Here is a 24,556-nt window from a genome sequence, read left to right as displayed (position 1 = left end):
ATCCGTGCGCGAACTTTCCGCCGGAATTGTAGGATAATTTTATTCAGCGCTGCCGACTGTGCCAATAATGATACGGTCATCGCCGATGCGGACGGGGGCGTCGAGCGCGGCGTGGACGGCGCGGGCAAAGGTTTCCGGTTGATCGACGGCAAAGCCGCCGACCAGGCTCATCCGGGCCAGGGCGGGATCGGCGACGACGATCTGACGCGTATTGTAGCGGTTGAATTCGGCGACCGCGTCGGCCAGGGTTTCATGGCGCAGAATGATTTCGCGGTCGCGCCAGGCCAGTTTGCGCGTCACTTCGTCGGGTTGAAAGGCGACGGCGACCGGGGCTTGTTGGTCGGTGACGAAGGCTTCGTTGCCCTCGGTCAGGCGGGTGCGTTGCTCCGGGGTATGGATATTCCAGGTCTCGACCGTGCCTTCGGTCACCATGACGTCGGCGCCGCGGTCACGGCGGCGGACGCTGAAGGCCGTGCCGACGGCGCGCACGCGGATATCGCCGGCGGAGACGACAAAGGGGGCGTCGGGATTCTTGGTGACTTCGAACCAGGCTTCGCCGCGCACCAGCTGAATGTGGCGGAGATGGTCGGTCATAGCGACATCGACCTGGCTGTCGGTATTGATGGCCACCACCGACCGGTCGGCCAGGGGGACATTGCGCAGTTCGCCACGCGTGGTGGTGAAGGTGACGCGTTGGCTCAAGACATAGGCGGCGCCCGCGGAGACGGTGAGCGTGGCGGCCAGAGCGCCGGTCAGCAGGGCGCGGCGGGAGGGGGGTGCCCACAGGTGTGCGGGCTGGGGTTTTACGCCCGAGGGGCCGTGGCTCATGACCTGGGCGCGGTCGAGCAGGGTCCAGGCGGCTTCGGCGCGGAGATAGGCGCCGCGATGGCGATCGTCCTTGTCGTACCAGGCCTGGAAGGCGGCATCTTCGGCAGGGTCGTTGCGGCCGGCGTGGCGGTAGGCCACCCACCGGGCCGCCTCGGTATCAATCGGCGACATGATGCGTTCTTGCCCGTATTTTGGGGTAGGCCGGGCTGGCGGCGGCGCGGGTGGGCGTGCCGGCCATGGTGCGCAGGATCAACGTCAATCCGCGGGCGGTTTCCTTTTCGACGACATTTTCGCTGAGGCGCAGGCGGCTGGCGGTTTCGGCCTGGGACAGGCCGTGAACCTTGCGCAGTTCGAAGACGTCGCGGCAGCGGGCGGGCAGGGTCTTGATCAGGGCCAGGACCCTGGTCAGCTCGGCACGCGCCGAGGTGGCGCTTTCGGGGCTGGGCCCCTGGTCGGCTATGCCGAGGTCGTCGATATTCTGCACGGTCATGATCGACACAATTCGGCTCTTGCGGACCTGTTCAAGCACGACATTGCGCGCCGAGCGAAAGAGGTAGGCGCGCGGATCGAGAATATGGTCGGTGCGTTCGAGCCGGAGCAGCCGGCAATAGACATCCTGTATGACATCGTCACATTCATGCGCCTTCACGCCCAGTCGCGCCAGCCATTGGCGCAGGTCCGCCTCATGCGGCAGGATCTGCGTGCCGACAAAGGCGAGGAGTGCCGCCCGGCCGGTGTCCGATACACCGGTCACAGTTTACACGTCCTGTTGAATAAGACGATCGCCCCGAGATTTTCCGCCATGTTTTCCCGCTTTTTCAAAAAGAATCGGCGGGTATCTGACGTCCCGCTCGTCTTCTAAATGGACTTGTACCATAATCCGGGATAACGGCCAGAAATTATCATACAATAGAATTATTGTCGGACTATTGTGGCGTTGCGGGCACAGGTCAGGGAGTTGGTTTAAAGGCGCGGGTCGACGGGCTCGCTTTCCAGGGCGAGGACGGCGAAGACGGCTTCGTGGACGCGGTGAAGCGGTTCGCTGGCGACGAAGCGTTTCAGGGCCTCGTAGCCGAGGGCGAATTCGCGTTGCGCCAGGGCGCGCTTGGCGCCGACGGAGCGGGCGCGCAGGCGGGCCAGATGTTCGGGCGCGGTATATTCGGCGCCGTAGATGATGCGCAGATATTCGCGGCCGCGGCATTTGATGCCAGGCTGGATCAGGCCCTTGGCGCCCTTGACGGTGAAGCCGAGCGGTTTGACGACCATGCCTTCCATGCCGGTGGCGGTGCTGGTTTCCCACCATTGGGTGGCGTCGGCGACCTGGGCCGCATCGCTGAGATCGATGATGCGGCGTTCAGTGCGGGTGAACAGCGCCGAGTCGGCTGCGTGCAGGCGATCGATCAAGCCAAGGTGCCAGGTGTGGTCCTTGTCCATGTTGAACGCGCCTTCGTGGGCCAGGACATGGAAGGGCGCGATTCGGTAACCATCCATGCCGTCAACGGTCCAGCAATAGCGGCGATAGGCGTCGCGGTAGGCATGGACCATGCCGGCGCGGGCTGTCATTTTGGCTGCGAGGTCGGGTTGGCCGGCCTGGGCCAGGAACTTAGCGGCCAGGGGCAGAATGTGGTTGGAGCTGGCGCCGACCGGGGCATATTGCTGCTCAAGCAGGGCCAGGGCCTTGGCCGACCACGGCATGATCTCGGCATCGAGGCAGAGCCAATCCGTGTTGAGTTCGTCCCACAGGCCGGCGGTCGCGACGGCGTGGGCCATGCGGGTCAGGAAGGTCTGTTCCAGGGCCTTGTCGTTGAAGAAGGCGCGGCCGGTGCGGGTATAGACGGCACCCAGGGTGTCGCCTACGCCAAAGCGGCGTTGGATGACGGCGGCGTCGCGGCCGAGAACGACGATGGCGCGCGAGCCCATGTGCTTTTCCTGGGCAATGACAGAGGTGACGCCGGCTTTTTGGAAATAGCCGAAAGCTTCGGTGGGGTGTTCCAGCCAGTCATCGAGTTTGGAGGTCTCGCACGGCGCCATGGTGGGGGGCAGGTAGATCAGCAGGCGCGGATCGATGGCGAAGCGGCTCATGACTTCGAGCGCCGCCATGGCGTTTTCCTCGCGGATGACGATGTTGTTGAACAGCTCGGTCGAGACGATGCGTTTGCCGGTGACGTCTTCGAGATCGAGCAGGTCGTCCGGGCGCTGGTCGGCCGGGCGGGCAATCGGACGCACAGGTTCGCAATAGGTCCGCAGGGCGTCGACCGCGACCAGCTGGTTTTCGGGATAGCGCAGGGCGGTCAGCTTGCCGCCGAAGACGCAGCCGGTATCGATGTTGATGGTGCGGTTCAGCCATTCGGGTTCGGGGACCGGGGTGTGGCCGTAAACGAGGGTGGTGGCGCCGCGATAGTCGCGGGCCCATTCGTGACGGACGGGCAGGCCGAATTCGTCGATTTCTCCGGTGGTTTCGCCGAACATGCAGAAGCTGCGGACGCGCGGGGAACCGCGGCCGATATAGTGTTCTTTCAGGCCGGCGTGGGAGACGGCGAGCTTGCCGCCATCGAAGACATAGTGGCTGACCAGGCTTTCGAGGAAGGCGATGACGTCGCGTTTGAACTCGCCGCTTTCCTCGGCCAATTGGGCGAGGGATTCGGCGAGGCCATGGGCCACCTTGACGTCGCGGCCCTGGAGGGCTTTGCGCAGTTTATAGTCATGGTTTCCGGTGACGCAGAAGGCGATGCCGGCAGCACACATGTCCATGACGATGCGCAGGACTTCGGGGGTTTTGGGCCCGCGGTCGACCAGGTCACCCACGAAGATCAGGCGGCGGCCTTGCGGGTGGGAAACGCGGTAGGGGCGGGTGCCGTCGATGACGTAGCCGAGCTTGTGCATCAGCAGTTCGAGTTCGTCGAAGCAGCCGTGGATATCGCCGATCAGGTCGAACGGGCCGGTGATGTCCTTCTTGTTGTTCCACAGTTTTTGGCGCTCGATGCGGACGCTGTCGATGGCTTCAGGGGTGTCGAGGACGGTGACCTGGCTGAACTCCTTGCGCAGCAGTTTCAGCGAGCGGCGCAGGGAATCGGATTGGCCCCAGACGACGTTCTTGCCGAACTGGCGGTCGAGGCGCGACGCATTGCGGGCCAGGCAGGTTTCGCGCGGCAGGTTGAGGACGATGGCGACCGGGATGACGTGGTGCTGACGCGCCAGGGCGATCAGGGACTTGCGCGATTCCGGCTGGACATTGGTGGCGTCGATGACGGTGAGACGGCCCGCGGCGAGCCGCTTGGCGGCGATGAAGTGCAGGACTTCGAAGGCGTCCTTGGTGGCCGACTGGTCGTTGTCGTCGTCGGAGACGAGGCCGCGGCAATAGTCGGAGGACAGGACCTCGGTCGCCAGGAAATGGCGGCGGGCGAAGGACGACTTGCCGCTGCCCGACGCGCCGATGAGGAGGACGAGGGAGAGCTCGGGGAGGGTGATGAGGGTTTCGGTCATGAGGTCAGGATTTCGATAGTGAGAAGATGGCGGCCTGGGTCGGGGCGCCGAGGGCGGGGTCGAGCTGGCCGATCGGGGCAAAGTCGACCGTGTAGCCGAAGGCGGCCGCGGTCGTGGTGGCCCAGGCGTGGAAGTCGGCGCGCGACCATTCGAAGCGGTGGTCGGGATGGCGGAACTTGCCCGGGGGCAGGTTTTCGAACAGGACGTTATAGTCGGCGTTCGGCGTCGTCACGATGACCAAGCCGGGCTTGGCGTGTTCGAAGATGACGCGGGCCAGGGCGTCCAGGCGTTCGGGTTCGAGGTGCTCGATGACCTCGATAAGAGTCGCGGCGTCGTAGCCGGCAAGACGTTTGTCGCGATAGGTCAGGGCCGACTGCATCAGGGTGATGCGTTGTTGCTGGAATTCGGGCAGGCGGTCGAAGTTGAGGCGTTCGCGAGCGATTTCGAGGGCGCGCACGGAGACATCCGCGCCGGTGATCTGGTCAAAGGCGACGTCCTGGCTGAGGAGGGAGATGAGCTTGCCTTCGCCGCAGCCGAGATCGACCACCCGCTTGGCGCCGCGGGCCTTCAGGGTGGCGACGACCCAGTCGAGGCGTTGCTGGTTGAGGTTGATCCGGCGTTCGAGCTGGTCTTCGCGTTGGGGCGTGGTTTCGGCTTCGGATTCGGGCGTGGGGACGTCGGACAGGCGGGCCATGACCAGGTCGGCCAGACTTTTGAAGTTTTTGAGGTAACGACGGGCGATCATTTCGCGCTCGGGGTGGCCGTCGAGCCAGCCGTCGCCGTGGCGCAGCAGCTTTTCGACTTCGTCGTCGCCGACCCAGTAGTGCTTGTCCTGGTCGAGGACGGGGATGAGGACGTAGAGGTGTTTGAGCACCTGGGCGAGGCGCGCCGTGACGGCCAGGGTGACGTCGAGATAGACGCTGTCGCCCCACTGCGGGAAGGCGTCGTCGAGCGGCAGGCGGGCGGCGGTAATCGTGTATCCGAGCGGTTCGAACAGGCGGCGCAGGACGGTTTCACCACCGCGGCAGGGCAGGACGGGCAGGTGGAGGGTGAAGGGCAGGTCCTGGTCGGCCAGGTCCTGACGGTCCTTGGAGCGGCCGGTCATGGCCGTGCGGAAGACCTGGCCCAGGGCGACGCTAAGGAAGCTGGAGGCGACATAGGGGCGGTCGTTGACATAGGGTTGCAGGCCGAAAGCGTCCTGGGCGTTTTTGCGCACCAGACCGATGGGGTCGACGTCGATGAGCAGGGCGGCCGTGCACAGGTCGTCGCCGGCTTCAGGATAGAAGACGTGGGCGTCGCCGAATTTGAGTTCGGTCGTGTGCAGTTTGCCCGGGTTCTTGTGCAGCAGGAAGCCAAGGTCGGTCGCGGGTTTATGGGTGGTGGAAATGGTCAGCAACATGAGGGAATCTCAAAAGAAAAAGCCCTTTTGATCGGGTCAAAAGGGCTGGGCAAACGGTAAGATGCGGGAATGATCCTAGGGTTCGAACTCAGCCGGGAAAACGGGCGGCAACGGATTGCGGCCACGCGCAACCTCGCCGCGCTCATTGACGAGCGGGTTGGAGAGGGCGGTAATGGCGACGTGGTTCGAGGTCATGGGCTTATCATTCAGCATTGTGGGGGACGCGTCAAGGGTGTGTCTGGTCGGTAGGGTTTGGCGAGATTCGGAGTGGCTGTGTCCGGATTGGCGGAAAACCGACGCTCCGAATCTCAATATGGCGATTTTTGACGGGTATTATGTTGCCGCATGATTACGATATGTGAAATTAATTATTATAGTTCGTAATTTTCCCGTTGACATGGCAGGGCAAGCTTGGTAGGTTTTTCTCAGCATCCAGTGTTGCGAACGAAATCAACCCCACGGTCTTTGACCGGTGGGGCTTTTTTATGCCTGAGGAGGGCCTTCCATGACCACGGAGACAAAAACAGCGCGGCGTCCGCGCAGCACCTATTCGGAAAAACTGGCCGAGCGGGTTTGCCAGCTGATTGCGGTGAGCACGATCGGATTGAAGCGCATGGTGGCCGCCGACATGACGCTGCCGAGCGAAAGCACCATCTATCTGTGGGTCCAGCTCTATCCCGACTTCCGCGACAAGTATCATGCGGCGCGGGAAGCCCAGGCCGAGGCGCGATGGGCGGCCTGTCAGGTGATCGCCGAAGACTACCAAAAGGATGTCAAGGTCCTGGTCGATGCGAGCGATCCGCAGTTGGCGGCCAAGACCAAGGCGCTGAATGAAGCCGCCAAATTGGTGATCGATGTGCAGTGCCGGATGATTGCGTGGCTGTCGCCGAAGAAAGCGAGCGAAATTGTCAGCAAGCCGCCTAAGCGCAAGAGCAAGCCCTTTATGTACAAGACCCTCGACGACCTGATCTGTTAAGGCGCAGGGGCGGCCGGATTCGAACGGGCACCAAGTCCTTAAGCGTCGAAAAGGCCGACGGCAATTCCGGCAGCAGCCCCAACCGGCCGCATATGCGCCCGGAAGGGGGAAAGCCGCCGATACCGGGAAGCCTAGCTTTCAAGCCTATTGCAGAAAGGTCTTTAGTTCGGCCTGGAACGCCTCGGGCTGGTCATACATGATGAAGTGGTAGCTGTCGGTGATTTGCCGGATCGTCACGGTGGGTGCGTTCGCGTAAGACATGCGATAATAGCCCTCCATCTGCTCAGCGGTCATGGGCGCACCTGGCGGCAGGGCCCACAGCACCCGCAGCGGTATCTGGATTTTAGCGAGTTCAGGGCGCAGGTCCGTCGTGATGAGGTCATACATGGCTTGACCCGATGTGCCTGGGTCGCTGTCGAGGGAGTGCTTGATGGCGATCGGACGAAAGGACTCCGTCTTGATCATGCCGGCAATCGTTTGCTCGGCCATGGTTTTGCGCGAAGCCTCGGGTGCATTGATGATGCCATCACGAAATTGGCTGGCAACAGGGACGACCGATTCCGCGGTCGCGTCCGGAGCGAACATGGCCCCCATAAAGGGCCACATATCGACCACCATTAATTTTGATACCAGGCCCGGATGGCGGGCGGCGACCATCATGCCCAAGGTGCCGCCCATGGAATGACCCACCAAGGCAGGTTTCTCCAATTTCTCGGCGCCAATATACCGGGCGATTTCTTCCGCGACCGGCGCCACAACGGGACCGCTGGCGTTCGCCTCCGGCTGAGTGCCTGCGAACCCCTTCACCTGGACGACGTGATAGCGATAGCCGGGGAGGGCCGCGATCGTTGGGTCCCAAACGTCGGCCGAGGACGACAGGCCTGGAATCAGGACAACGTCACGCCCCTCGCCGTGTACCGTGACAGTGATGCGGTCGCTTTTGAAATCGCCGGCAAACGCAGGCAAAGCAAGAGCGAGGCTGACCACGGCCGCGGCCAGCCAGGAGATTTGATGTTTCATCGTGTTAGTCTTTCGAATAGGGGTTGGGAAATACTTGCTCGACAGGCACGGAGAACGCAGCTGCAATGCGATAGGCAAGGTCGAGTGACGGATCATGCCGCTCGGTCTCAAGCGCGTTGATGGCATAGCGCGAGACATTGATAAGGACAGCGAGCTGCTCTTGGGTAAGGTCGCGCTCGGCCCGCAGAACCTTCAGCCGGCTCTTCATGCGCGTCCGCCATTTCGGATAAACAGGCATACCAAACCGAACAGGCCCCAAAACAGCGGGTAGATGAGCCAGGCTGGAAGGTATGGCGCGCCCAAGAGTTGCTGAAAAGGCGCGTAGGCGACGACAACGGTAATTGTCGCCCCGATGGCACCCAACATACGTTTCGCCGTGAGTGCGCGGACGAACTCATCCTGTTTCGAAATAAGCCGGTAAGCCATGAAGGTCTGAATAACGACCGTGACGGCAGGCACGGCTGCCAGAGCCCACAGCGCGACATCAGGCCAGCCGTTGTACTTGCCCCAGGTAACGCCGAAAATGGCAGCGAGGAAAATCAGCCAAAGACATAGCGAGGTGACGAGGTAAGCAGGAGATCTTGGCCAGCCATACATATTGTTGTGCCCTTCTAACATAATGTTGTGTGTACCTTACATCACCGCGCACGGCCGTCAATGAAAATGTTGTGAGTACACAACATTTATGACGGGCAGGGGGTGGTCTATGGCCAAACGTCCGCTTTTGGCAAAAGGCGACGTTTAACGTCCGGTCATCGCGCCGGGGCGTAGCGGTTGACCACCATGCCGCAGCCATAGGCTTTCGAGCCGAGCAGACGCAGGTTTCGGAAGCCGCCCTGGTCGAAAATGCGCCGGCCGGCGCCCAGCACGGCCGGATTGATGAACAACTGGAATTCATCGACCAGGCCGGCGGCGATCAAGGCGGAGGCGAAGCCGGCGCCGCCGAAGACGGCGATATCACCCCCCTCGCCCGCCTTCAGCGTCCCGACTTCACGCGGCAGGTCGCCGCTCACCACCGTCGTGCGCTCCCAGCGCGAAGCCGCGAGCCTGTCGCTCGGCACCACTTTCCGGGCGTCCACGACGCGCTGGGCGAAGGCGTAGAACGGATCGCGTGGAAACTTCTTCGCCGCGTTGCCCCAATGGGTGAGATAGCCCTCCTCGGCCATCTTGCGGCTGAGCAGGATGGTGTCGACGCCGGCAAAGACGGCGTTGAAATCCGCTTTTAACGCCTCATCCCAGGCGATGTCGTCGCCCCATTCCCAGAGCTGCCAGCGATGGTCGTCATTGGCGCCGACAAAACCATCGACCGAAATCTGCATCTGAAGGATCAAGTTTTTCATATCAAGTTTTTCATGGGGGGTTCGCCTCGTTTTCGGATGGGTCCTGAGCGTTTGGGGGTACGTGTCGTCCGCCTCGGCGAAACAGAGCCGTTACCGAGAATGCTTTACTTTTGGAACCATTTGACGCAGGCGGACAATGGTGTCAATAGTAAAGTGCTTTACAAATGGAAGCATATGCATGGCGACGCGCGAAAAGTCCGGCTGCCCGATCAACCTGTCGCTCGAACTGCTCGGCGACCGCTGGACGCTGCTCATCATTCGCGACCTGGTGTTTGCCGGGAAAAAGCATTTTCGCGAATTCCTGCAATCCGGCGAAGGCATCTCCTCGCGCACGCTGGCCGAGCGGCTGCAGACATTGCAGGACGAAGGCATCCTCACCCGCAGCGACGACCCGAGCCACGGGCTGAAGGCAATCTACCGGTTGACGGAGGCCGGCATCGACCTTTTGCCGGTGCTGGTCACGCTCGGCGCCTGGGGCAGCCAGCACCGCAAGGCCGATGACAGGTTGGCGCGGATTGCCGACGCGCTGGCGGCCGGCGGCGATGCGGCGCTCGAACAGATGAAGGCGGCGCTACGGGCCGAGCATCTATGATCACCGAAGGTCGTCGGCGATCGTCATGTTCAGCGTGAAGGCGGACCCCATCGCTCAGAGTATGTGATGACTCGATTTCATTGCGACCGACGGGAGTCAGGTCGGGATAGCTGCTCGCCGAAGCGCGTATAATCCTCCGGGGACACCAACATGTTGACCTATGATACAGTCTACGACGCGTCCGATTTTCATCTGGGAAACTGGGCCTTCATTGCGCTCGGTGCGGCCCTCATGCTGGCCGGCGTGATCCTTATCCGCCTCAGCCGTCATCACAAGCCTGCCAAAGTCGACTGGACCAAGCGCCAGAAATGGCCCCCTCACCCTATTTTCGCCTGGAGCATCTTTGTGTTTGGCATCGCCTGGACCTTGCTGACAGGCACGTCCATCATCGGCGACGAACTGGCCGTCCGCAAGGCCATGGCCGACAAGACCTATCACGTCGTTTCCGGTCCGGTGACCGATTTCAAACCCATGCCGAAAGAAGCGCATACGAGTTGGGGCTTCACCGTCCAGGACGTCCGCTTTGACGCTCCGGACTTCCAGGCCCATGACGGCCCTGTCCTAGCCAACAGCTATGTCAAGGTGAGCTATATCTGCCGCCCCTCGGAGCTGGATTGCCGGCCGCTGATCGTAAAGCTGGAGGTCGAGAGATAGATTGGCGTTACCGCGGCTATAGTATGTGATTTATGTCAGTCGCTTTCGAAAACGCCTCTGACCCCTTTTATATGTCTAACCGTCACGCCGAACCGGAGTGTCCGCGGCGGGTTGCCATTTTGCTAAGGGTTCCGCAGGTCTCCATGGCGCACCATCGTCTCAGGCCGTTTTTGCTGGTGTCGGCGAACAACCAGCCGCAGGAGGTGTGATTGGCGCAGCACTTAAGCTTGAGCTTACCTGCGCGCGCGTCAGCCAGCGTATCCACGACGTCGAGGGCGATACATTTGAGGGGCATTCGCAGGTCGCCCGGTTCAACGCGCCAGGTGAGAAGACCGTTTTCGTCCAGAATCTGGCTTTGGCGCGCCCGCGCGAGCCAGTGATTTTCGACGGATAGCGGACCTTCCGGAAGCGGGGTCTGATCCACCCGGGCCGACAGGAGGCGGTAGACGGCATCCCGCAGCACGCGAACGTCCGTCATGAGGCGGTCGCTCTCTTCGCCCGGATCGGCCTCTTCGCCGGGAGCCAGCGCGCCAGCGCGCCTGGCCCACTGCACATAACGTTCGGGGGTAGAGATATAGTCCTCGACGGTGGCAGCGTAGCGGTCGTGGATTGTGTTGACGAAATCGAGGCACAGCCGGCCGCCATCCAGCCGAATCGCGGATATGGGCCGGGGCGCAGACAGAGGCAGGGTTGCAGTCATTCAATAGGCACTCTCATGACGTACCAGTAAAAGGCGTTTAATCGGTACAGTCAAGTGCTATCCTGTTTCATGGAGAAGAAACGTGTCACGGCGGCTGTACGTTTGGTTCTGCTTCTTGAGTTTGGTGATGGTGGTAGCGGTCGTCGCAGTGCTGGCGATCGGCGGCCGGCCGGACCCGACCGGTCCCGCTGCGGTTTTGGACGGATCCTGGCGCTTCCATGCCGGCGACGACGCAAGATGGGCCGATCCGGCCACCGATGATCGCAATTGGGACCCAATCGAGCTGATCTCGAAGCCGGAAAATACCGATGGCGACGTGGGTCTGCCAGGATATCTGGCCGGGTGGCACGCCCGCGGTCATCCTGACCTGGACGGCTATGGCTGGTATCGCCGCCGCGTCGCCTTGCCGCCGCAGGGCGACCTGGTGCTGCTTGGGCCGACCATGGTCGACGATGGTTACGAGATGTTCTGGAACGGCAAACCCGTCGGCGGCATCGGCCGGCTCGGGGCCAACCCCAAGGTGATCGGCGCCCGGCCTTATCTGGCGCGGCTTCCGCGAACGGCGGGCGAGCCTGACGGGGTGTTGGCGATCCGGGCGTTCATGCAGCCAGGTATTGGGCGAGACCATCAGAGCGGTGGCTTGAGGAGCGCGCCTATCCTGGCGGAGGCGTCGTTCGGTGAGACCTTGTACCGTGCCGAATGGCTTCGGACAATTGCCGGCTATATCGTCGAAATCGCCCTGCCGGTGATGATGTTCCTGCTGGCCGGGATCGCGCTCATATCGGCGCGCGCGACTGCCCGGCCAGGCTTTGCCCGGTGGCTGGCAGTCGCCCTGGTGGCCACGGCCTGCCTGAGGTTGGGTAATGCGATTGCCGCCTGGACTGACCTGGAGGGCGTGTCCATGCTGGACGCGCAGAATACTTTTCTGTTGTCGCCGCTGGCGATGCTGGCCTGGACGGCGGCGTGGAATAACTGGACGGACGGGCGAGAGCGAAAGATTGTCTTGTTCGCCGCCCTGGGTGCCTGGGCGATCAGGGTTGCCGGCGCCGTCGCCCACAATGATGCCCTGGTCGCTACGGGCCGTATCGTTTTCATGGTCTTGTTCGCGGCGATTGCGGCGCGGATCGTGATGCGCGGCGAGCGCAAGTGGCTGGCACTGGCGACAATGGCAGTGGTCGCGATCGCTTTGTTTATCAATGAGATTTCCCGCCTGGGTGTGCCCACAATCTGGTTCCCGTTCCATATCGGGGTCACCCTGACGCAATATTGCTACGCGCTCGTGCTTCCGCTGCTCGCCTTTGCGCTCGGCAAGGTGGAAGAGGTGGCAAAGCAGACCGTTATCGACGCGGAGCGAGCGACCTGAGGCAGCGGCCGGAGTGATCACCCTTAGGCGCCGGCATAGATGATATGCAGGACGTCCAGACTATTGACGTCCAGACTATTGGAGATGGCGGCCATGATCAGCCGGCTCATCCCGGCCTGGGGGGTGTTGTCGTCGATCTCACCCTCAATTGTACCCCGCCTTTTCTCGCCGACTTTAGATCCGCAGCACCTAACCTCACAGGAGAGTCCATCATATGCAAATTACCCATCTCAATCCTCCTGAACTCCATGCCAACCCCGCCTTTTCACAAGCTGTCATGGCCACTCAGGTTAGCACCATCCTCTCAATCGGTGGGCAGGATGGCGTAACGTCCGACGGAAAGGTGGTAGAGGGCGGCATCGGCCCGCAAACCAAGCAGGCCTTGGAGAATCTATTGGCAGTCCTCAAGGCGTCCGGAGCCACCCAGGAAAATGTGATCAAGATGAACGTTTACGTTGTTAAAAATAACGACATGAGGGCTGTATTTGCGGCGGCGCAAGCCGTGTGGGGTGCACACCCGACAGCGATGACGGTTGTGATCGTGGACGAACTGGCCAATCCCGCCTTCCTTATAGAGGTCGATGCATTGGCGGTGAAATAACACGAGGAGCAAGTGCTGCGATTGAGATGATGCACGAATGAAAGCGGCGGCGTGAAGGGCTCAGAGTCACTTATTGACTCGATTATGCGCCCTTCAACCGCCGCTGCCATAGGGCCGGGTCAGCACTTCCAAAAAATGGTCGTCCGGATCGGGAAAATAAACGCCGCGTCCCCCGTCGCCGTGGTTGATGGCGCCGGGCCGCTGACGCGCGGGGTCCGCCCAATGGGGTAATCCCCGCGCCCGGATGCGCTCGAGCACGCCGTCGAACTCCGCCTCGGTGATCAGAAACGCGTAGTGCTGCGACTGGATGGGCGTTGCTGCGTGGGCAAAGTCCAGGGACACGCCATTGTCCACCTCTACCACATGGAAGTGGGCAAAGCGTCGCGGCGCCGGCAAGGCGAGAATCTCGGCGAGGAAACGGGCGGACGTTGCCGGATCGCTGGACCAGACGATGGTGTGATTAAGCTGAACCGACATGGCGTGACCGCCTATCCTCAGCCCGCGGCGGCGGTCAGATGGGCGGAATCGATATGCCAGCGCAGCTGGGACGGGGTTGCGCCATCGACACCGTTGACGCGGCGGACGACATATTCGCCGGTAAAGCGCTGGTGCTTGCCGTCATCGAGGGTGGCGTCGACGACGACCGGAACCGATTGATAGATCGAGCCGGCGGCGCCTTCCGCCGGTTCCAGCTTGCCGATCGTCACGTGGGTCGCGCGGGTATGGGCAAAGCCGGCTGTGAACTTGGTCAGGTTTTGGTTGGGCGGGCCGTCCTCGCCCCACTGCTGCCAGGCCGTCGCATAGTCATGGGCGTTGAGCGCCGAATAGTACAGCGTCACCACGGCCACGGCCGCCGCCTGGCTCTTGGGCGCCGTCGTGCATTCCGGCATCGCCGGGCCCTGGCCGTCGAACAGGGCGCAGCTGCGGGCGATTTCGTCCTCGATCATGGCGCAGCTGTTGGCGACATTACACGGCGGGTGCGTCGCCGGCGAAACGGCGCGGCAGATCTGGGCGCGTTTGTCCGCCGCGGTGGCGCCGATCTCGTCAGTGCAGGATAATGGCTCGCTGGTCAGGACGGGCGACAAGGAGGATGTCACTTCACCGGCGGCCGACGGTGCCGTTGCGCTGATCACCTCGCTCACCGACGTGCTGGTACTTGTGACCTCGGTCGTGCTTTTGTCCGGGGCGTGGCAGGCGGCGAGTCCGAAAAAGGACAGGGCGAGGAGCGCCGGCACAGCCGTGGTAAGACGCAAGTTCATGATCATGTTCCCGAATTGCCAGAGCCGCCACACAAACGGAGTCGGCCGTAAAATGTCAATGCCTTGGAGACCTGGCCGCTTGGAGCCCTGGCGAAGGCCGTTGTCAGCGCCAATAGCGCCCTCTGAATAACCTTACAAACCCTTCCGAATTCGTATTCATGAATATTTCATTAGCCGTGAATACGTATGCAGCGCGACTCGCCCGTCTTTTTTGCATAGTGTCGCAAAAAATGGCGGGGGCCTGATGTCGACACCTCCGCCCAATCAGACAAAGTCCCATGGCGTACACGGCCCGGGTACAGGAGAGGCGTATGATGTTCGCGGGTTCTAAGACCTTATTGAGATCGGCCGTGAGCCTAATCGCCGTCGCCTGTCTGGGCTTCGGCGCCACAGCTTTCGCCGACGATGCCGTTACCCCCGCCGATCACAATCCCACCCTCAATTCCGGCGGCAAGGCCAGCGACGGTCCGGGCATGTCTTCGCCGTGGGCCTATGCCGGCAAGCAAGGCATCGGCGCCTCCTACGAAGCTTACAAGAACCTGCAATATAGCGATCAGGCCGTGACCGGCACGGTGTCCAAGGTGTGGTTCTCGCTGGCCCAGGGCATCGTTACCGAGACCATGTACGGCCGCATCCACGAAGCCCAGATCCGCGAATTGCAGATCGCCGTTTCCGGAGGTGATACGTCAAAGGGGGGCTGGACGGCTTTTGAGAACACCGACACCGACAGCCATGTCGACTATATCGACAAGGACAGCGCCGGCCGGCCTTTGTCGCCCGCCTACCGCTTGACCAATACGGATAAACAAGGCCGCTTCGTCATCATCAAGGACGTCTTTACCGACCCCGATCACCAGAGCCTGATGATGCGCGTCACGGTCAAGGCGTTGAACGGGCCTGTCACCGCCTTTGTGGTGCTGGATCCGTCCATGGCCAATACCTCCGGCGACGATCAGGGCACGGCCAGCAACAGCGCGCTGTCGGCCTTCCAGGGCGATGTGGCGTTGAGCCTGAAGGCCAGCGTGCCGTTCAAGGCGCATAATGTCGGCTTTAGCGGTGTTACCGACGGGTTGGATGACGTCCGCGGCCATCAGCAGCTGATCGCGGAACACGATACGACCGGCGGCACGGCCGGCAATGTCGTCCTGGTCGGGCAGTTGCCCACGGTCACGACATCCTCGACATTCGATATAGCCATAGGGTTCGGAGCCGACGCCAAGGCCGCCGATGCCCAGGCCAGCGCAACCTTGAAATCTGGTTATTTCGGTACGCTGGCCAAGTTTAACGGCACCGGCAAGGCTGTCGGCTGGGAGGACTATCTCGCCTCGCTGACCGAGCTGAAGAGCCTGGTTCCGGTGACCGAAGACGACGGCAAGCTGCTCTACGCCTCGGCCCTGACGTTGAAGGTGCAGGAAGACCGTACGGCGGCCGGCGCCCTGATCGCTTCGCTGAGCAATCCCTGGGGCGACGAGCTGATCACGGACGTGTCGGCTACGGGTTACAAGGCCGTGTGGCCGCGCGATTTTTATCAGGTCGCGATGGCGCTGGCCGCCTTGGGCGACAAGGAAACGCCCGTCGCCGCCTTCCGTTATTTGCCGACCGTGCAGGTCATGCCGACCACCGCCGGCAATACCGGGGTTTCCGGCTGGTTCCAGCAGAAGTCGCACGTCGACGGCACGGTCGAATGGGCGGGCGTGCAGCTCGATCAGACCGCCATGCCGATCCTGCTGGGCTGGAAACTGGAATCCATGGGCCTGATCTCGCATGACGACCTGATGACGTCGTATACGGCTTCGTTGAAGCCGGCGGCCGATTTTCTGTCGAAGGGCGGCCAGGTCGGTCTCGACTGGAACCATGCTGTCATTACTCCGCCCTATAGCCAGCAAGAGCGCTGGGAAGAGCAGGAAGGCTATTCACCCTCGACCACGGCTGCCGTCATTGCAGGCCTGACCGCCGCCAGCGATATCGCGACGCAAGCCGGCGATGCTGACGGCGCCAAGCTGTACCAGACCAAGGCGGATGAATATTCGTCCCTGCTGGAAAAGCGTCTGGTCACCACGACGGGCAAGGTGATAGGCGACGACAAGCCAGTGACCTATTATCTGCGCATTTCGCGTTCGGAAGACGCCAATAATCCAGGTGTTCAGGACGAGCGCAACGGCCATCCCGGCCTGCGTTCGGACCTGATGATCGATGCCGGATTCCTGGAGTTGGTGCGTTATGGCGTGCGGCCGGCCGATGACAAGAATATCGAGTCGTCGGTGAAGGTGATCGACGACCAGGATTTGCCGGACAATCTGCGTGTCCGTTACGACTTCCATTTCGGCGACACGACGGTGCCGGGTTTCCGCCGTTACGGCAATGACGGTTACGGCGATCGCCTGTCGGGTGGCGACTATGCCGTCCATGGCGCCATGCAGCCGGATCAGCGCGGCCGGGTATGGCCGATCTTTACGGGTGAACGCGGCCATTACGAGCTGGCCTTGGATAATCTGAAGGCCGGCGGGGCTACGGCGGCCGATATCGACGCCATTCGTTCGGTTTACGTCAAGGGGATGGAGGACTTCGCCAATGAGGGTCTGATGATCCCCGAGCAGGTGTTCGACGGCGTCGGTTCGGCCGATCCGCATGGTTATGTGGTCGGCGAGGGCACGGATTCGGCGACGCCTCTGGCGTGGAGTCATGCGGAATATATCAAGCTTTTGCGGTCGTTGCGCGACAAGGCGGTCTGGGACCGCAATGCGCCGACGGCTCAGCATTTCGGTTCGGTCAAAGACTAAGTCTCAACCCTTTGACCCAAACTCGCCCCCGCCGTGTCCCTACGGTGGGGGTTTTTTATTGGCTTGGTTTTGGTTCCAAGGGGCTTGCCCCTTGGTCCCCGAAGGGCCTATCCGCCGCATGACTCCCTGATCACCAATTGGGTAGGGATTCTGGTCATCTCGACCGGTTCGCCATCGATGAGTTTGGCGAGCGTGTCGACCAGCACCCTCGCCGACGTCGTTGTGTCTTGTCTGACCGTACTGAGCGTCGGATTGATGCAGGTGCAGGCCCACAGATCATCAAAACCCATGACCGAGACGTCTTTCGGCACATCGAGACCGCGCTTTTGCAGGGTCTGGATGGCGCCGATGGCCAGCAGGTCGGTGACGGCGAAGACCGAGTCGAACTGGATACCTTCGTCGAGCAGGCGTTCGATGGCGGCGGCGCCTTCTTCGCGCGAGATGAAGCAGTCGATGGCCAGGGCCGGATCGGGGGTCAGGCCGGCCTCGGCATGGGCGCGTTGGTAGCCGCGGAAGCGTTCGAAGAACTCGGAGTGGTCTTTGGAGGCTTCGCCCAGGAAAACCGTGCGGCGGCGGCCGAGTTTGATCAGGTGTTCGACGGCGGAGTGGGCGCCTTCTTCGTTTTGGCTGCCAACGAAGAGGTGGGGTGTTTGCGGCATGACCGGGCCGAAGACGACCCACGGTTCGCCGACTTCTTTGAGGACCTCGATCTTGCGCAAGTACGAGTCGAAATCGCGATAGCCGAGGAAGATGATTCCGTCGGCCCGGCGCGAAAAGCCGTAGTCGGCGCCCCAGTCGGCGCCAGGCTTTTGCAGCGACATCAGGACGTCGACGCCTTTTTCGCTGGCATAGTCGAGGATCGAGCCGATCAGGGGCAGGAAGAAGGGGTTGATGCGGTTGTCGCTGTGGTCGAGGTCTTCGGAGACCAGGACAGCGATGGTGTTGATCTTCTTCGAGCGCAATTTGCGGGCATTGATGTCGACCGTGTAGTTGAGCTTGACCGCGGCGTCGTAGACGCGCTGGCGGACGGCTTCGCTGACGGAGGTGGAGCCGCTGAGGGCGCGCGAAACGGTGGCTTGGGAAACGCCGGCAAGCGCCGCTATGTCGAACGAGGTGGGACGTTTCATCTCAGATCTTATGATTCATTATGTGCGACCATGACATGTTCTTGTTGTGCGCTCAAGCTTTGCTACGCGCTCAAGCGCCGCGCGGGCTGGCCTCGCACGAGCTAGGGCGCGCGGTCGCGCTTGCCAAACCCTGCGGGTTTGGAGGGCCACCATCACCGTCAATTGAGGTAGTCCTGCACGATGCCGGCCAGCCAGTCCATGAAGGCGCGGACGCGGCGGGCCTGATGGCGGCGGCGCGGATAGATCAACGACACCGGCAGGGGTTCGGCGACGTAGTCCGGCAGGATTTCGATCAAGGCGCCCGACGCCAGTTCGGCGCGCACGCCGACCAGCGGGCATTGGATGAAGCCTAGTCCGGCGCGGACAGCGCCTTGGAATGACAGGGTATTGTTGACGAAGAGCCGGCCGGGTACGTCACGCGTGGCGTAGGCGTCCCCATCGCGATATTCGAACCCGAACGGGCGGGCGCCGATCGTGCTGACATAGTGGATCATCTGATGTTGAGCCAGGTCGTCGAGGGTATGCGGCGTGCCGTAGCGCGCCAGATAGGCCGGCGACGCGACATTGACCATGGTCATCTCGCCGAGGGATTTGACCATCAGGGCGGAATCGGCCAACAGGCCGATCCGCAGCACGCAGTCGAAACCCTCGGCGACGACATCGACGCGGCGGTCGGTGCTGCTGAGCTCGATGCGCAGGGCCGGGTGTTGATCGAGGAAGTCCGGCAGGCGCGGAATGATCAGGTTTTGCGCCAGGGCGATCGGCATGTCGACGCGCAGACTGCCGCTCAAGGAGGCCGGCGACGACTGGAACATGGCGTCCATGTCCTCGAGATCGGACAGCAGGTCGCGGGCGCGTTCGTAATAGCTGTGGCCGTCGTGGGTCAACTGGACACGGCGAGTGGTGCGGTAGAGCAATTGCGTTTGCAGGCGGGCTTCAAGCTGGGCCACGGCCTGGGAAACGCTCGATTTCGGCAGGCCGAGCGACAGGGCCGCCTGGGTGAAACTGCCCAGTTCGGCGACGCGGATAAAGGCCGAAACCGAGTCGAGATGGTTCATGATTGTTCTTCGCATGCGAACAGTGATGTCAGGTATGCGGACTTTATCGTTGATTTTGAAAACAGTAAAGTGTGGCAACTTTCAAGGAGACACACCATGACCATCGCACTGATCACCGGCGGCAGCCGCGGCCTGGGCCGCAACATGGCCCACCATCTGGCCGCCAAGGGCACCGACATCATCTTCACCTACCGTTCGCGCAAGGACGAGGCCGAGGCCGTCGTCGCCGACCTGGCCCTGATGGGCCGCAAGGCGGTCGCCCTGCAGCTCGACACCGGTAAGATCGCCGAATTCGACGCCTTTGCCGGCAAGGTGCGGGAAACCCTGAAAGCCTGGGGCCGCGATGATTTCGACTACCTGATCAACAATGCCGGCATCGGCCTGCATGCGTCCTTCATGAACACCACCGAAGCACAGTTCGACGAACTGATGAACATCCACGTCAAGGGCGTCTTCTTCCTGACGCAAAAGCTGCTGCCATCGATCAAGAACGGCGGCCGCATCCTCAACCTGTCGTCGGGCCTGGCGCGTTTCGCCTATCCTGGCTATGCCGCCTACGCGTCGATGAAAGGCGCCGTCGAGGTGCTGACACGCTATCTCGCCAAGGAATTGGGTGAGCGCCGCATCACGGTCAACGTCCTGGCGCCGGGCGCGATCGAGACCGACTTTGGCGGCGGCACGGTGCGCGACAATGCCCAGGTCAACGCCTTTGTCGCCTCGCAAACGGCGCTCGGCCGGACCGGTCTGCCGGACGATATCGGCGGCGCGGTGTCTGTCTTGCTGAGCGATGAGGCCGGCTGGATCAACGGCCAGCGCATCGAAGCGTCCGGCGGGCAGGGTCTGTAAGCTATTTCAATCGTTTGGCGGTGCCGTTAAAGCTGCACGACAGGCCGTGATAGGCGGTGCAGATGCCGCTTTCGCTGACCGTCAGCACGTCGCCGGCTTTCTTGACGGCGATCGTGCAGGTCGCCTTGTCGTCGGGGCGCAGGGTCAGTTCCAGGGCGTCCGGCGACAGGGTTTTCGCCAATTGCCCACCGGCCAGACCGATATCGCCGGTGCAGCCGTCGGCGGTCGCGGCGACCAGGATCAGCTTGTGTGCGCCGGGCGTGCCGGAAACACGCACCATCAGATCGCCCTCATATTTGCCGGGCCAGGTATCGACGACCGGTGGCACGGATTCGATGACCGGCTGGGGCGCCTCGGCCGGCTGCGGTTTCGAGCAGGCCGTCAACAGCAGGCAGGCGAGAAGGATGCGTTTCATGCTTTGAGCTTTTCGGCCAGGAGCTTGGCTTCGGGGGCGCGGCTGGAGCCCGCACGCCAGATGACGACAATATCGCGGAAAGCGTGGTCCGATTCAAGCGGCCGGACGCTGACCTCGTCGCTGCGGAACAGGCCGGAATCGACCGCCATGGCCGGCAACAGCGAGACGCCGAGCCCCGAGCCGACCATCTGGACCAGGGTATTGAGCGAGGTGGCGGCGAAACCGCCGGCGTGCGCCGTATAGGTCGACAGGGATTCCGACGCGCCGCTCGACGACGTCCATGAACAGGCGGCCAGGGCGTGGTCGCGCAGGCAATGGCCGTCTTCGAGCAGGATCAGTTCCTCGTTCTTCAGCGATTCCGGCGAGATGCGCGTCTGCAAAGCGAGGGGATGGCCGGCGGGAGTGGCCGCCAGGATGGCGTCCTGGCAGATAAAGGCGTGATCGAGCCCCGCCAGATCATAGGGCAGGGCAATAACAGCGGCATCGAGCGCGCCGGCTTTCAACGAAGCGATCAGCCGCGCCGTCTGGTCTTCACGCAGGAAGAGCCGCAGGTGGGGGAATTCGTTGCGCAGTTTCAGCAAGGCCTTGGGCAGGAGAAACGGCGCCACGGTCGGGATAACGCCCAGGCGGAAGCGCCCGGTCAGGGGCCGGTTGGCGCCGCGCGCGGCTTCGACCAGATCTTCGGTACGCGCCAGGATATCTTCGGAACGCTTCAGCATGTCCTCGCCGACGGAGGTCAGGATGACCTGACCGCGGGCACGGTCGACCAGGCGGGCGCCGAGAATCTTTTCGAGCTCGGCAATGCCGGACGATAGGGCGGGCTGCGACACGAAGGCGGCTTCGGCGGCACCGTTGAAGCTTTTGTGCTCGGCGAGCAGTTTGAGATATTGCAGTTGGCGGAGCGTTGGGAGCATGCCCCACCATATAAGTTCAAGTTATCAAAAAGTCAAAAATATTTAATTAGATTTCTACCCGTAACAGGCGTAAACCCCCTCCATCGGCAAATCGGCCGAACCAAATGACTTAAGGAGAATGATTATGATCGGTGTTGGCGAAACCCTCCCGGACTTCAGTGTCGTCGGTGTAAAGCCCGGCTTTAACGCCCATGAAGAAGGCGGCGTAAGTGCGTTCGAACAGGTCACCCAGGACAGCTTCTCGGGCAAGTGGAAGGTCATCTTCTTCTATCCGAAGGACTTCACCTTCGTTTGCCCGACCGAGATCGCTGCTTTCGCTGCGCTGAACAAGGATTTCGATGACCGTGACGCCGTCGTGCTCGGCGGTTCGACCGACAACGAGTTCTGCAAGCTGGCCTGGCGCCGCGATCATGCCGACCTCAACAAGCTGCCGCAATGGTCGTTCGCCGACACCGGCGGCGTCTTTGCCCGCGCGCTGGGCGTCCTCGACCATCAAGCCAATGTCGCCCTGCGCGCCACCTTCATCGTCGATCCGCACAATGTCGTCCAGCACATCACCGTCAACGGCCTGAATGTCGGCCGTTCGCCGGCGGAAACCCTGCGCATCCTCGACGGCCTGCAAACCGACGAACTGTGCGCCTGTAACCGCCCTGTTGGCGGCGCCACGCTGTAACTTATCACTCCGCGGATCGCGGAGCTTCGAAAAAGGCGGTGCGAGCGTTCTCCCTGACCTTGCGCCGCCTTTTTTACGTCTGATTGAAGGAAAATATCATGAGTATCGATGCCCTCCGCGAATTCGTCCCGGCCTATGCCAAGGACCTGTCGCTCAACTTGTCCAGCCTGGCGAACGAGACCCTGCTGAGCGACCAGCAGAAGTGGGGCGCCTTCCTGGCCTGCGCCTATGCCGTCGGCGTGCCGGAAGTCGTGCAGAATATCGAAGCCGCCGCCAGCGCCATCATGACGCCCGAAGCGTTGACCGCCGCCAAGGCCGCGGCCGCCATCATGGGCATGAACAATGTCTATTATCGCGCCCTGCACCTGATGCATAACAAGGAATATGAGACCCTGCGCGCCGGTCTGCGCATGAATATCCTGGGCAATCCCGGCGTCGACAAGGTCGATTTCGAACTGTGGTCGCTGGCGGTGTCGGCGGTCAATGGCTGCGGCCTGTGCCTCGACAGCCATGAAAAGGTCCTGCGCGGCCACGGCGTCACCAATGTCCAGGTCCAGGCAGCCCTGCGTATCGCCGCCACGGTCAATGCCGTCTCGGCCGTGATCCGCGGTGAAAAAGCCGCGAAGGTTTAAACTCAGGGATTCGACACCTCGTAGCCCTTCGCCCGCAGGCGGTCGAGCACGCCGCCGCTGCGCAACAGCAGGGCCAGGGGCAGGACGGCTACCGTCTTGCCGGGCCTGGCCAGGGCGGCGGTGACGGCGGCGACGCTGTCATTGACGCTGCGGGCGCCGATGGTGGCCGAGGTCTCCGATCCGGCCAGGCATTTCATCAGGGTCGAACCCTGGTAATTGTTGCGTACCGTGGCGAGATCGCCCGTGGCCCAGGCTTTCGCCGCCACCGGCGCACGGTCGAGATCGAAATCGATATCGTCGAGCGTATGACCGAGGCAGGCCTGGCTTGCGGCATCGTTCATGGCATTGACGCTCTTGACCATGGGGCCCATGTCGTAACGGCCGGCCGCCCGAACGGGCACACCCGCACGACGGGCAAGACCGACAACGGTCTGCACCGGTTCATCGTCGCTCAATCCCCGTTTTTGCAGGACTTCACGGCGCAGACGCGCGCCGGCCCAGACCGGCTTATCGTGGGCGAAATCCTTGATGTCGACGCCGGCGCGGCGAGCCGCTGCTTCATAGCGGCCGTTCAAAGACGCCGGCAGGATGTCCTTCAGGGCGCCGTGTCCCGGCAAGCCCTTCTTCGTCATCAGGCTCCACATATCGCCCACGCCGGTGCTGCTGGCCGGCGGCGTAATCAGGCCGCGGGCGCCGCGCAGGGCATTGGCGATGCGTGTCGTCTGCCAGGTCTGTTTCTTCGGAAACACCGGAAGGACGCCGAGGATGATGACCTGGGAGTCGCCGCTGGAGATGTGCCACATGACAGGACCCGGCGCCGAGCGACCCTTCACAACCACCCGGGTCTCAGGCCAAACTTCGTTTTGCGCCATGGCCCCAGGGCCGGCGAGCACAAGGCCAAGCAGGGCCATCAGGATGGGTAAACGAGTCACCGGGCCATGATAGCCGGTTATTGTGACTCTTTTTATTGATCCGGGATCAATAGGCGGGAGCGGCCACGGCGTCGAAGGTCAGGGGTGCGCCCCAGAAGGCCTCGATGAGCGCGGACTGCGACCCGATACCTTTTTGCGGCTCACCCGTGGTGAGGAAAACGCGGCCGCCGCTGTGGCCGATATCGTAATCGGGATGGCGTTCGACATAGTCGCCCAGGGCCTTGGCGACCGGGGCCGGCTGATGGATCAAGGGCGTGCCGGCCGGCAGGTGTTCGCGGAACAGGTCGGCGACGATCTCATAGTGGGTGCAGCCGAGGATGGCGCGGTCGGGATAGCGGCCGATGCGGGTTTTCAGCGCCTCGACATGGCCCTTGATCTTGGCCGACAAGGCGTCGCGGTCGGCGGCATGTTCGATCATGTCGGCCAGGCCCGAACAGGCTTCGGTAAAGACGGCCAGGTCCTGGCGGCGCTTGTCGATTTCGATCTCATAGACACGCGATTTCGCCGTCGCCTGGGTCGAGAAGATACCGATGACGTCAAGCTTTTCGATCTTGGGTCCGCGGCGCTCGGCCTCGTGCTCCCACGGCATGCCGGTGGCGGCTTCGATGGTCGGGACGATGATGCCCAGGACATTGACCGGGCGCTTATAGGTCTTGCGGAAGGAGGCCAGCCAGGTCGACTGCAACCGGCGCAGCGCTACGGCGGACGCCGTATTGCAGGCCAGGACGACGAGCGACGCGCCGGCCTCGAACAGGGTTTCGCAGCCGGCCCGGGTCAGCTCGACGATTTCCTCGCCGCTTCGATCGCCGTAGGGGGTGTTTTTCTGGTCGGCGAGATAGACGAAATCGGCTTCGGGTAAGCGGTCGACGAGGGCGCGATGGATGCTGAGGCCGCCGATTCCGGAATCAAAAACGCCAATCGCCATTGCGCAGCCACTCCATTAACAAAACTTAATTTTGCCACG

At 62.3% G+C, this 24,556-nt stretch carries 26 protein-coding genes; 9 read left to right on the top strand and 17 right to left on the bottom strand.

The genetic code is table 11. The annotated features are described in order from the left end of the window. Window positions 1-39: 39 nt before the first annotated feature. The 4 genes from AC1DX3_RS08845 to AC1DX3_RS08830 form a co-directional block, all read right to left on the bottom strand. Entirely contained in the window at window positions 40-999 is a 960-nt protein-coding gene (locus AC1DX3_RS08845; RefSeq protein WP_476988889.1) for a FecR family protein, read from the bottom strand. Then, window positions 986-1,582: an RNA polymerase sigma factor gene (locus AC1DX3_RS08840; protein ID WP_476988888.1), complete on the bottom strand. Its 597-nt coding sequence runs from the start codon at window positions 1,580-1,582 to the stop codon at window positions 986-988. Before AC1DX3_RS08840 ends, AC1DX3_RS08845 begins: the two co-directional genes overlap by 14 nt. A gap of 209 nt (window positions 1,583-1,791) precedes the next feature. Then, window positions 1,792-4,311, bottom strand: a complete 2,520-nt coding sequence (locus tag AC1DX3_RS08835; protein WP_476988887.1) for a polynucleotide kinase-phosphatase — start codon at window positions 4,309-4,311, stop codon at window positions 1,792-1,794. A gap of 4 nt (window positions 4,312-4,315) precedes the next feature. After that, window positions 4,316-5,710: a 3' terminal RNA ribose 2'-O-methyltransferase Hen1 gene (locus AC1DX3_RS08830; protein ID WP_476988886.1), complete on the bottom strand. Its 1,395-nt coding sequence runs from the start codon at window positions 5,708-5,710 to the stop codon at window positions 4,316-4,318. A gap of 505 nt (window positions 5,711-6,215) precedes the next feature. On the opposite strand from AC1DX3_RS08830, the gene AC1DX3_RS08825 reads away from it, so the two are divergent. Next, window positions 6,216-6,686: a terminase small subunit-like protein gene (locus tag AC1DX3_RS08825; RefSeq protein ID WP_476988885.1), complete on the top strand. Its 471-nt coding sequence runs from the start codon at window positions 6,216-6,218 to the stop codon at window positions 6,684-6,686. 144 nt (window positions 6,687-6,830) lie between these two features. Here the strand turns inward: AC1DX3_RS08825 and AC1DX3_RS08820 are convergent, their stop codons facing one another. From AC1DX3_RS08820 to AC1DX3_RS08805, 4 genes are all read right to left on the bottom strand, one after another. Continuing rightward, complete coding sequence (locus AC1DX3_RS08820; protein WP_476988884.1) at window positions 6,831-7,706, bottom strand: alpha/beta fold hydrolase; 876 nt, start codon at window positions 7,704-7,706, stop codon at window positions 6,831-6,833. 4 nt (window positions 7,707-7,710) lie between these two features. Beyond that, window positions 7,711-7,914, bottom strand: a complete 204-nt coding sequence (locus AC1DX3_RS08815; RefSeq protein WP_476988883.1) for a helix-turn-helix transcriptional regulator — start codon at window positions 7,912-7,914, stop codon at window positions 7,711-7,713. Then, complete coding sequence (locus AC1DX3_RS08810) at window positions 7,911-8,324, bottom strand: hypothetical protein (RefSeq protein ID WP_476988882.1); 414 nt, start codon at window positions 8,322-8,324, stop codon at window positions 7,911-7,913. The genes AC1DX3_RS08815 and AC1DX3_RS08810 overlap by 4 nt, the downstream gene beginning before the upstream one ends. Window positions 8,325-8,458: 134 nt before the next feature. Continuing rightward, window positions 8,459-9,046 carry a dihydrofolate reductase family protein gene (locus tag AC1DX3_RS08805; RefSeq protein ID WP_476988881.1) on the bottom strand — a complete coding sequence of 196 codons (588 nt, stop codon included), beginning with the start codon at window positions 9,044-9,046 and terminating at the stop codon, window positions 8,459-8,461. Window positions 9,047-9,224: 178 nt separating this feature from the next. On the opposite strand from AC1DX3_RS08805, the gene AC1DX3_RS08800 reads away from it, so the two are divergent. Then, the gene (locus AC1DX3_RS08800) at window positions 9,225-9,638 is read left to right on the top strand and encodes a winged helix-turn-helix transcriptional regulator (RefSeq protein ID WP_476988880.1); all 414 of its coding nucleotides are present in this window, start codon (window positions 9,225-9,227) and stop codon (window positions 9,636-9,638) included. Window positions 9,639-9,788: 150 nt separating this feature from the next. Further along, window positions 9,789-10,292: a hypothetical protein gene (locus AC1DX3_RS08795; protein WP_476988879.1), complete on the top strand. Its 504-nt coding sequence runs from the start codon at window positions 9,789-9,791 to the stop codon at window positions 10,290-10,292. Between the two features lie 82 nt (window positions 10,293-10,374). Here AC1DX3_RS08795 and AC1DX3_RS08790 read toward each other — a convergent pair whose 3' ends face one another. Then, entirely contained in the window at window positions 10,375-10,992 is a 618-nt protein-coding gene (locus AC1DX3_RS08790; protein WP_476988878.1) for a CGNR zinc finger domain-containing protein, read from the bottom strand. A gap of 82 nt (window positions 10,993-11,074) precedes the next feature. On the opposite strand from AC1DX3_RS08790, the gene AC1DX3_RS08785 reads away from it, so the two are divergent. Then, window positions 11,075-12,355 carry a hypothetical protein gene (locus tag AC1DX3_RS08785; protein WP_476988877.1) on the top strand — a complete coding sequence of 427 codons (1,281 nt, stop codon included), beginning with the start codon at window positions 11,075-11,077 and terminating at the stop codon, window positions 12,353-12,355. Window positions 12,356-12,569: 214 nt separating this feature from the next. Beyond that, window positions 12,570-12,956: a RidA family protein gene (locus AC1DX3_RS08780; protein WP_476988876.1), complete on the top strand. Its 387-nt coding sequence runs from the start codon at window positions 12,570-12,572 to the stop codon at window positions 12,954-12,956. A 93-nt stretch (window positions 12,957-13,049) separates the two neighbouring features. Here the strand turns inward: AC1DX3_RS08780 and AC1DX3_RS08775 are convergent, their stop codons facing one another. Both AC1DX3_RS08775 and AC1DX3_RS08770 read right to left on the bottom strand, forming a co-directional pair. After that, entirely contained in the window at window positions 13,050-13,433 is a 384-nt protein-coding gene (locus tag AC1DX3_RS08775) for a VOC family protein (protein ID WP_476988875.1), read from the bottom strand. A gap of 17 nt (window positions 13,434-13,450) precedes the next feature. Beyond that, the gene (locus AC1DX3_RS08770; protein WP_476988874.1) at window positions 13,451-14,215 is read right to left on the bottom strand and encodes a hypothetical protein; all 765 of its coding nucleotides are present in this window, start codon (window positions 14,213-14,215) and stop codon (window positions 13,451-13,453) included. Window positions 14,216-14,526: 311 nt separating this feature from the next. On the opposite strand from AC1DX3_RS08770, the gene AC1DX3_RS08765 reads away from it, so the two are divergent. Then, window positions 14,527-16,995 carry a glucan 1,4-alpha-glucosidase gene (locus AC1DX3_RS08765; protein WP_476988873.1) on the top strand — a complete coding sequence of 823 codons (2,469 nt, stop codon included), beginning with the start codon at window positions 14,527-14,529 and terminating at the stop codon, window positions 16,993-16,995. A gap of 107 nt (window positions 16,996-17,102) precedes the next feature. Here the strand turns inward: AC1DX3_RS08765 and AC1DX3_RS08760 are convergent, their stop codons facing one another. Both AC1DX3_RS08760 and AC1DX3_RS08755 read right to left on the bottom strand, forming a co-directional pair. Beyond that, window positions 17,103-18,122 (bottom strand): LacI family DNA-binding transcriptional regulator, encoded by a 1,020-nt coding sequence (locus tag AC1DX3_RS08760; protein WP_476988872.1) that lies wholly within the window; start codon window positions 18,120-18,122, stop codon window positions 17,103-17,105. A 158-nt stretch (window positions 18,123-18,280) separates the two neighbouring features. Then, the gene (locus tag AC1DX3_RS08755; protein WP_476988871.1) at window positions 18,281-19,180 is read right to left on the bottom strand and encodes a LysR family transcriptional regulator; all 900 of its coding nucleotides are present in this window, start codon (window positions 19,178-19,180) and stop codon (window positions 18,281-18,283) included. 96 nt (window positions 19,181-19,276) lie between these two features. Here AC1DX3_RS08755 and AC1DX3_RS08750 point away from each other — a divergent pair, with 96 nt between their 5' ends. After that, a complete protein-coding gene (locus AC1DX3_RS08750) occupies window positions 19,277-20,026 on the top strand; it encodes an SDR family NAD(P)-dependent oxidoreductase (protein WP_476988870.1) in 750 nt (249 codons plus the stop codon). 1 nt (window position 20,027) lies between these two features. Here AC1DX3_RS08750 and AC1DX3_RS08745 read toward each other — a convergent pair whose 3' ends face one another. Together AC1DX3_RS08745 and AC1DX3_RS08740 are read right to left on the bottom strand one after the other, a co-directional pair. After that, window positions 20,028-20,441, bottom strand: coding sequence for a hypothetical protein (locus AC1DX3_RS08745; RefSeq protein ID WP_476988869.1), 414 nt, complete (start codon window positions 20,439-20,441; stop codon window positions 20,028-20,030). Further along, window positions 20,438-21,355, bottom strand: a complete 918-nt coding sequence (locus tag AC1DX3_RS08740; RefSeq protein WP_476988868.1) for a hydrogen peroxide-inducible genes activator — start codon at window positions 21,353-21,355, stop codon at window positions 20,438-20,440. The genes AC1DX3_RS08745 and AC1DX3_RS08740 overlap by 4 nt, the downstream gene beginning before the upstream one ends. Before the next feature lie 124 nt (window positions 21,356-21,479). On the opposite strand from AC1DX3_RS08740, the gene AC1DX3_RS08735 reads away from it, so the two are divergent. Both AC1DX3_RS08735 and ahpD read left to right on the top strand, forming a co-directional pair. Next, the gene (locus AC1DX3_RS08735; RefSeq protein ID WP_476988867.1) at window positions 21,480-22,028 is read left to right on the top strand and encodes a peroxiredoxin; all 549 of its coding nucleotides are present in this window, start codon (window positions 21,480-21,482) and stop codon (window positions 22,026-22,028) included. Window positions 22,029-22,126: 98 nt separating this feature from the next. Beyond that, complete coding sequence (gene ahpD / locus AC1DX3_RS08730) at window positions 22,127-22,660, top strand: alkylhydroperoxidase, AhpD family (protein WP_476988866.1); 534 nt, start codon at window positions 22,127-22,129, stop codon at window positions 22,658-22,660. Window positions 22,661-22,662: 2 nt separating this feature from the next. Here the strand turns inward: ahpD and AC1DX3_RS08725 are convergent, their stop codons facing one another. Further along, window positions 22,663-23,463, bottom strand: a complete 801-nt coding sequence (locus AC1DX3_RS08725) for a TraB/GumN family protein (RefSeq protein WP_476988865.1) — start codon at window positions 23,461-23,463, stop codon at window positions 22,663-22,665. Between the two features lie 175 nt (window positions 23,464-23,638). Further along, a complete protein-coding gene (locus AC1DX3_RS08720; protein WP_476988864.1) occupies window positions 23,639-24,517 on the bottom strand; it encodes a glutamate racemase in 879 nt (292 codons plus the stop codon). Between the last annotated feature and the right edge of the window lie 39 nt (window positions 24,518-24,556).

This window comes from Asticcacaulis sp. P2_B1, from assembly GCF_056404915.1.
This window is presented reverse-complemented; position numbering and strand designations above follow the sequence as displayed.

Excerpts from the sequence above, each read along its gene's own strand:
- AC1DX3_RS08845 (WP_476988889.1), bottom strand. The coding sequence starts at position 999 with ATGTCGCCGATTGATACCGAGGCGGCCCGGTGGGTGGCCTACCGCCAC.
- AC1DX3_RS08835 (WP_476988887.1), bottom strand. The coding sequence starts at position 4,311 with ATGACCGAAACCCTCATCACCCTCCCCGAGCTCTCCCTCGTCCTCCTC.
- AC1DX3_RS08830 (WP_476988886.1), bottom strand. The coding sequence starts at position 5,710 with ATGTTGCTGACCATTTCCACCACCCATAAACCCGCGACCGACCTTGGC.
- AC1DX3_RS08825 (WP_476988885.1), top strand. The coding sequence starts at position 6,216 with ATGACCACGGAGACAAAAACAGCGCGGCGTCCGCGCAGCACCTATTCG.
- AC1DX3_RS08820 (WP_476988884.1), bottom strand. The coding sequence starts at position 7,706 with ATGAAACATCAAATCTCCTGGCTGGCCGCGGCCGTGGTCAGCCTCGCT.
- AC1DX3_RS08815 (WP_476988883.1), bottom strand. The coding sequence starts at position 7,914 with ATGAAGAGCCGGCTGAAGGTTCTGCGGGCCGAGCGCGACCTTACCCAA.
- AC1DX3_RS08810 (WP_476988882.1), bottom strand. The coding sequence starts at position 8,324 with ATGTTAGAAGGGCACAACAATATGTATGGCTGGCCAAGATCTCCTGCT.
- AC1DX3_RS08805 (WP_476988881.1), bottom strand. The coding sequence starts at position 9,046 with ATGAAAAACTTGATCCTTCAGATGCAGATTTCGGTCGATGGTTTTGTC.
- AC1DX3_RS08800 (WP_476988880.1), top strand. The coding sequence starts at position 9,225 with ATGGCGACGCGCGAAAAGTCCGGCTGCCCGATCAACCTGTCGCTCGAA.
- AC1DX3_RS08795 (WP_476988879.1), top strand. The coding sequence starts at position 9,789 with ATGTTGACCTATGATACAGTCTACGACGCGTCCGATTTTCATCTGGGA.
- AC1DX3_RS08790 (WP_476988878.1), bottom strand. The coding sequence starts at position 10,992 with ATGACTGCAACCCTGCCTCTGTCTGCGCCCCGGCCCATATCCGCGATT.
- AC1DX3_RS08780 (WP_476988876.1), top strand. The coding sequence starts at position 12,570 with ATGCAAATTACCCATCTCAATCCTCCTGAACTCCATGCCAACCCCGCC.
- AC1DX3_RS08775 (WP_476988875.1), bottom strand. The coding sequence starts at position 13,433 with ATGTCGGTTCAGCTTAATCACACCATCGTCTGGTCCAGCGATCCGGCA.
- AC1DX3_RS08770 (WP_476988874.1), bottom strand. The coding sequence starts at position 14,215 with ATGAACTTGCGTCTTACCACGGCTGTGCCGGCGCTCCTCGCCCTGTCC.
- AC1DX3_RS08765 (WP_476988873.1), top strand. The coding sequence starts at position 14,527 with ATGATGTTCGCGGGTTCTAAGACCTTATTGAGATCGGCCGTGAGCCTA.
- AC1DX3_RS08760 (WP_476988872.1), bottom strand. The coding sequence starts at position 18,122 with ATGAAACGTCCCACCTCGTTCGACATAGCGGCGCTTGCCGGCGTTTCC.
- AC1DX3_RS08755 (WP_476988871.1), bottom strand. The coding sequence starts at position 19,180 with ATGAACCATCTCGACTCGGTTTCGGCCTTTATCCGCGTCGCCGAACTG.
- AC1DX3_RS08750 (WP_476988870.1), top strand. The coding sequence starts at position 19,277 with ATGACCATCGCACTGATCACCGGCGGCAGCCGCGGCCTGGGCCGCAAC.
- AC1DX3_RS08745 (WP_476988869.1), bottom strand. The coding sequence starts at position 20,441 with ATGAAACGCATCCTTCTCGCCTGCCTGCTGTTGACGGCCTGCTCGAAA.
- AC1DX3_RS08740 (WP_476988868.1), bottom strand. The coding sequence starts at position 21,355 with ATGCTCCCAACGCTCCGCCAACTGCAATATCTCAAACTGCTCGCCGAG.
- AC1DX3_RS08735 (WP_476988867.1), top strand. The coding sequence starts at position 21,480 with ATGATCGGTGTTGGCGAAACCCTCCCGGACTTCAGTGTCGTCGGTGTA.
- ahpD (WP_476988866.1), top strand. The coding sequence starts at position 22,127 with ATGAGTATCGATGCCCTCCGCGAATTCGTCCCGGCCTATGCCAAGGAC.
- AC1DX3_RS08725 (WP_476988865.1), bottom strand. The coding sequence starts at position 23,463 with ATGTGGCACATCTCCAGCGGCGACTCCCAGGTCATCATCCTCGGCGTC.
- AC1DX3_RS08720 (WP_476988864.1), bottom strand. The coding sequence starts at position 24,517 with ATGGCGATTGGCGTTTTTGATTCCGGAATCGGCGGCCTCAGCATCCAT.